4 protein-coding genes are annotated in these 6000 nt (G+C 67.9%); 3 read left to right on the top strand and 1 reads right to left on the bottom strand.

Annotation, left to right across the window (positions count from 1 at the left end; all coding sequences use genetic code 11):
- Positions 1–453 (top strand): DUF2306 domain-containing protein (locus EFL26_RS04540; protein ID WP_123221674.1); only part of this gene is annotated, 453 nt, incomplete at its 5' end.
- Here EFL26_RS04540 and EFL26_RS04535 read toward each other — a convergent pair.
- Positions 386–2713 carry an ATP-binding protein gene (locus EFL26_RS04535; RefSeq protein WP_123221673.1) on the bottom strand — a complete coding sequence of 776 codons (2328 nt, stop codon included), beginning with the start codon at positions 2711–2713 and terminating at the stop codon, positions 386–388. The two genes, EFL26_RS04540 and EFL26_RS04535, sit on opposite strands and share 68 nt — an antisense overlap.
- 157 nt (positions 2714–2870) lie before the next feature.
- Between EFL26_RS04535 and EFL26_RS04530 the strand changes: the two genes are divergently transcribed.
- Positions 2871–3752: a helix-turn-helix domain-containing protein gene (locus EFL26_RS04530; protein ID WP_123221672.1), complete on the top strand. Its 882-nt coding sequence runs from the start codon at positions 2871–2873 to the stop codon at positions 3750–3752.
- A 118-nt stretch (positions 3753–3870) separates the two neighbouring features.
- Positions 3871–5892: an acetoacetate--CoA ligase gene (locus EFL26_RS04525; RefSeq protein WP_123221671.1), complete on the top strand. Its 2022-nt coding sequence runs from the start codon at positions 3871–3873 to the stop codon at positions 5890–5892.
- The last annotated feature ends 108 nt before the right edge of the window (positions 5893–6000 follow it).

Genomic DNA, 6000 nt, shown 5'->3' with positions numbered 1-6000 from the left:
TTGTACGCCCCGCTTGCCCTCACCTACATGTGGTTCGCCTTCGACCCAGACGCGCCGCGTCTCCAGGATGCGTTGACCTCGGCGATTGATGGCCGGGCGTATGCCATCGGGGTCGACTCTGTCCGGACCGTGCGGACCGTGGATTACGTCGACCACCGGGTCGTGATGCTCGTGCACACGACGTTGGGAGCTGTCGCTCTCGTCCTGGCGGTGCTCCAGCAGTCCGCGGCGATGCGAAGGCGGCCGAGGGTCCATCGGCGGATCGGTCGCCTCTACCTCACCCTGATGAGCGCCAGCATGCTGACCGCGATGGCCTTCCTGGCGCGGACCTCAGCGGTCCCGTACCCCGGCCAGGGGGCTTTCCCCGACCGACGTCGCGCGGCCGTCACTGATCGGGTGGCTCTGCCGCGTGCTGTTGTGCCACCCAGGCTGCGATCTGAGTACGCGAGTTGAACCCGAGCTTCGCGAAGATGTGATCCACGTGAGCATCGACGGTGCGTCGGGAGACCACCAGCTTGGCGGCCACGTCCTTGCTGGACAATCCCTGAGCCACCAGGTCCGCGACCTCGCGCTCTCGCGGTGTCAGCACGTTGTGGGCCTGTGGGGACGCGACGGGGGAGACGCGGCGCTCCCGCAGGGCGAAGGTCAGCATGTCGTCCACCGCGAGCTGGCCTCCGCGGGCAAACGCGGTGTCGAAACCAGAGTTGCCCATCGCCTGGCGAGCCAGATCCGCGGCCTGGTCGCGCCGGGCGAGGAGGTGTTTCGCTCCGAACAGAGGGACGCCGACGGTCTGCCAGACCTGGTCCGATGCGCCGAGGAGCACCGCGGTCCGCTCGCACTCGCCGCTCGCGGCGGCGGTCCAGGCGAGTGCGTCCAGGATGAACGCCAAGCCCAGGCTGTCCGGGGTGAACCGCCTGAGCTGGAGCGCCTCGCACAGATCGGCCTCGGCCTGCTCGAGCTCGCCCTGGAGGAGCCGCAAGAACCCCTTCGCCCACATGGCGTAGGACAACAGCCAACGTTCGCCGGCCTGCTTGCACTGCGTGCACGCCTCCTCGACCACCTCCGCAGCTCTGTCAAGATCGCCGGACAGTACGTAGGCCATGGTCAGTGCAGGCCGCACGCTGTTGGGGTAGTCGGCAGGTACGTCGACGCTCTCGTATCGCTCGAGCGCTTCGACCAACAAGGGAATCGCCGCGCTCGGGTCCGCGCCCAGCTCGCGCAGTCCGCGCATATGGGTTGCGTAGGCCAGGCCCTTCGGGTCGTCCAGCCGGCCGGCAAGGTCGTGGGCGGCGTCGATCAACGCAGTAGCGGCAGCCTCATCGCCCTGGAAGACAGCGATGTCAGCAGCGGTGCCCAGCGCCCAAACCCGTTCGAGACTCGGTTCGTGATCCATGGCCAACGCCCGATCAAGCCACAGGCGGCCCTCGGTCATGAACCCGAGCGCAGCCCAGAGAAACCACGGCAGGCCCGCCATTCGTAGTCCGACGCGCGCCTCGTCTTGCCGCGCGAGGCAGTACTCGAGGGCGGCGCGCACGTTCGGGTGCTCCACGCGGAGCAGAGCCGCCCAGTCCTCCTGTCCCGGGCCGAACCACTCCGCGGCAGCCTTCTCGATGAGCCGGCAGTACCAGTCCCTGTGCCTGCGCTGCACCTCCGGTTCGGAGCCGGACTCTCGTAGTCGGGCCTGGCCGTACTCCCGGATGGTCTCCAACATGCTGAACCTGACACGTCCGCCGTGCTCGCCTCGAATCAGGATCGACTTGTCCGTCAGCCCGGCCACCGTGTCGAGAATGGACTCTTCACCGAGGAGCTCGTCGGCGCAGACGGCTTCGAGAGCGTCAAGACCGACCCCGCCCGCGAACACCGATGCGCGCGCCCACAGGGTCTGCTCCGCCGGAGTGCACAGCTCGTAGCTCCAGTCGATGAGCGCCTCGAGGGTCTGATGTCGTTCCGGCAGGTTGCGGCTGCCCTCGCGGAGCAGCTCGAACCGACCAGAGAGCCGATGCGCGAGCTCTTCCACGGTGAGCACCCGCAACCGAACTGCTGCCAGTTCGAGCGCCAACGGGATCCCCTCCAGCCGCTGGCAGACCTGGATGACCGCCTGCTCGTTGTCAGCGGTGATCTCGAAGCCCGGGACGACCGCAGCCGCCCGGGCAGCGAACAGGTCGACCGCCGCGAACTGCGTCGCGGTGCCCGGCGCGAGACGGACATCCACGTCGGGCACCGGTAGCGTCGGCACGGCGTACACGTGCTCGCCGGCGAGCCTCAGTGCTTGCCTGCTCGTCGCGAGAATCCGCAGCTTCGGCGCGACTCGAAGCAGTCGGTCCGCCAGGTCGGCGGTCGCCACGAGGATGTGCTCGCAGTTGTCGAGGACCAACAAGATGTGTCGGGCACGCAAGTAGTCGCTGAGGACCAGAGTCGCCGGTGCGGAATGCTCGCGGATCCCGAGTGCGGCCAACAGCGTGTGCGGCAACAGGTCCGGATCCTTCAAGGAAGCCAGCTCGACCAGGCAGACCCCATCCGGGAACGCGCGGCGGAGGTCATGGGCAACCCGCAACGCAAGGCGCGTCTTGCCGACCCCACCCACCCCGGTCAGGGTCACGAGCCGGTCGGCGGAGAGCAGCTGTCGGACAGCGTGCGCCTCGGATCGACGACCCACGAAACTCGTCAGATCCGCAGGGAGGTTATCCGGCGGGTTCGCCGACCGCGAGGCCATGGTCCAGCCAGCCTAGCCCCGGCGCCATCCACGGGGAACCGTCGGGCTCGAGCGCAGATAGGTAATGGGATACGTCATTCACACAATGCCCCCTCGGTGGTCCACAAGCAGGCTGGTCAGACCGATCAAACCCAGTCCGTTGCTCTGGAAGGCCACGATGACCGCGACCGCAGCCACCGAAATCGATGTTCTCGACTTCGACGCGCACGGAACTGGGGGCCGCTGGGAGCGTGCGCTGAGCGACGTTGTGGGGCCCGTGGAGGTTCCACTGCGTCAGAGGCGGGACGACGCCGTGCACTTCCGTACGCGGGAGGTCGGCGACCTCCAGCTCGTGGACTGGGACTGTCTGTCCCTGGACGGCGCGCTGTCGCTGGGTGAGGCTCGTGACGCGCAGCGCGACGTCGTGGTGGTCTTGGCTGGTCTCCCTGGCGACGACGGTGACGGATTCACACCGCAGAAGCGGATCGTCAGACGAGCGCTGGCCTTGCCGCGCACCGTGCTCGTGGCAGCTGGTTGCGACGCGAACATTCCTGCGCGCCTCGTGCTCGAGCAGGATCGGCCACTGGTTGGGGTCCTGCTCATGGTCCTTGACGAGGTCTGGAGCCGACGACCAGCCATGAGCGCCCGGGAGGTGGAGGCGGCCCGGGAGGCGCTGGTCACGCTGACTGCCGGAGTCATCCGCGCAGAGCGCGGGTCCGTGACACCTCGGGCTGGTCTGCCTGCCTTGCGTGCGCAGCTCGACGACTGGATCACCGACAATCTTCGGAGCGGTCCGATCCGCATCGAGGATCTCGCAGCGGCACACAACGTCTCTGCACGAACGGTCGTTCGGGCATTCTCGCTGACCGGCGACACCATGATGGCGGTCGTGCGCGCCCGGCGCTTGGCCGCGGTCCGCGACGACCTCGTGCACACGGACATGACCATCGCGACGATCGCTCACCGGTGGTGCTACTACGACCCCAGCCACCTCGGCCGGGAGTTCCGCCGTCACTTCGGGGTCTCGCCGACCGAGTATCGGGAGCACCACGGCTGCTGATTCCCGCACTGACGGGAGACGCGCGTGGGAAGGGACCGGCGGTGCGTCGCCGGCCGCTACGCCGCCGTCGCAAGTGCTCCGAGCCTCCTGGGACGAGGCCTTGAAGAAGGGTGGAGATGTGGATATCCGAACGGATGGCACGCCGGGCGTGACCGCAGATGGCGACATCGCCTGGTCGCCCTCGGCAGAACGGGTCGCCAACGCCCGGATCGGTGAGTTCATCGACTGGCTTCAGGCCACGGGCCGCTCGAAGGTCGCCTCCTACCAGTCCCTGTGGGAATGGTCAGTGACCAGACCGGACGACTTCTGGGCATCCGTCAAGGACTTCTTCGGGGTCCAGATGACCGGTGTCGGGCCGGTGCTGGCCACGCGGGAGATGCCCTTTGCCGAATGGTTTCCGGGCAGGCGGCTGAACTACGTCGACACAGTGCTGAGCCACGCCACGTCGTCCCGCCCGGCGATCATCGACGATTCCGAACCTGGCGGCCCCGGACCGCGGACAGTCTCCTGGACCGAGCTCGCCCGCCAGGTCTCCGCGCTTTCGAACTGGCTGCGCGACCGGGGCGTCGGAGAGGGCGACTGTGTGGTCGGGTACCTCCCCAACATTGCGGAGGCAGTCGTCGCCTTCCTCGCCACCGCGAGCGTCGGAGCGACCTGGTCGTGCTGCGGACAGGACTACCAACCCGAAGCCGTGGTGGACCGGCTCGGACAGCTCGAACCGGTAGTCCTCGTCACGGCCGACGGCTTCCGCTTCGGCGGGCGCGAGGTCGACCGGCTCGCAGCCCTGTCAGCCCTGCAGGCTGGCATGCCGACGCTGCGCGAGGTGCTCGTCGTCGATCGACTTCACCCTGGCAGGAGCGTTCCCCCAGGCACCACGCCCTGGGTGGAGGCAGTCAACGGGGATGGACCGGCCATGACTCCCGCGCAGGTTCGGTTCGACCACCCCCTCTGGGTCCTGTTCTCCTCGGGCACCACGGGGAAGCCGAAGGGGTTCATTCATGGCCACGGTGGCATCGTGCTCGAGCACCTCAAAGCCTTGGCTCTCCATCTCGACCTGGGCCCTTCCGACACGTACCTGTGGTACACCTCGCCGAGCTGGATGGTCTGGAACTCCCTCGTCAGCGGCCTCCTCGTCGGCGCGACGATCGTCTGCTACGACGGAAGTCCGTCGTACCCGACCGAGGACGCGCTGTGGGCTCTGGCAGCCCGGCACCGGGTCACCGTGCTCGGCACGAGCCCGGCTTACCTCCAGGCCTGCGCGCGAGCAGGTCGGTCACCCGGTACCGACCACGATCTGAGCCGATTGAGGACCCTCGGGGCCACCGGCTCCGTCGTCCCAGCGGAGCTGTACTCCTGGGTTGCCGATCACGTCGGCCGCGACGTGCCGCTCGCCTCGGTAACGGGGGGTACCGATGTCGTCAGCGGATTCGCGGGCTTCGTGCCGATCCTGCCCGTGCGGGCCGGGCAGATCACGGCCGCCTACCTGGGCGTCGCCCTGGACTCGTGGGACGCCGACGGGCTTGGCGTGCGCGACGCAGTGGGGGAGCTGGTCGTCACCCAGCCGATGCCGTCCATGCCGACCCGATTCTGGAACGACGGCGACGGCACGCGCTACCGCGAGTCCTATTTCGAGACCTACCCCGGCGTCTGGCGGCACGGTGACTGGATCACCATCACCGAACGGAACACAGTGATCGTCCACGGACGCTCTGACTCCACGCTGAACCGAAACGGGATCCGGATCGGCACCGCCGACATCTACCGCGTCGTCGAGGAGCTCCCGGAGGTGGCGGAAGCGCTCGTCATCGGCGCGGAGCAACAGAACGGCGAGTACTGGATGCCGCTGTTCGTCGCACTAGCCGACCACGCCGATCTCGATGACGCGCTCCGCGAGCGCATTGTCGGGCGGATCCGTGAGGCGGTCTCGTCCCGAGTCGTGCCCGACGACGTGATCGCCGTCAGGGCGATTCCGCACACCCGAACGGGCAAGAAGCTCGAAGTCCCGGTCAAGCGCATCCTGCAAGGAGACGAAGTCTCAGCGGTCGCCGAAGCGCGTTCGATCGACGATCCATCCCTGCTGGAGGCCTTTGCCAGCTACGCAGCCACGCGTGCTGCGCACTCAGCGGTGCCGGGCGCGTGATCAAACGTGGCGCTCAGGTCCTCATGTCCGGCGCGGTCGACCTATGTCCCGGGAATTCCCCGCTTCTACCGTTGATCCACCGGTGACGGGCCTCACTTCTCCCCCGCA

It is taken from the genome of Nocardioides pocheonensis, from assembly GCF_003725535.1.
GTDB classification, from domain to species: domain Bacteria; phylum Actinomycetota; class Actinomycetes; order Propionibacteriales; family Nocardioidaceae; genus Marmoricola; species Marmoricola pocheonensis.
This window is presented reverse-complemented; position numbering and strand designations above follow the sequence as displayed.

Bases quoted from the DNA above. Each gene is read 5' to 3' on its own strand.
- EFL26_RS04535 (WP_123221673.1), bottom strand. From the start codon at position 2,713: ATGGCCTCGCGGTCGGCGAACCCGCCGGATAACCTCCCTGCGGATCTG.
- EFL26_RS04530 (WP_123221672.1), top strand. From the start codon at position 2,871: ATGACCGCGACCGCAGCCACCGAAATCGATGTTCTCGACTTCGACGCG.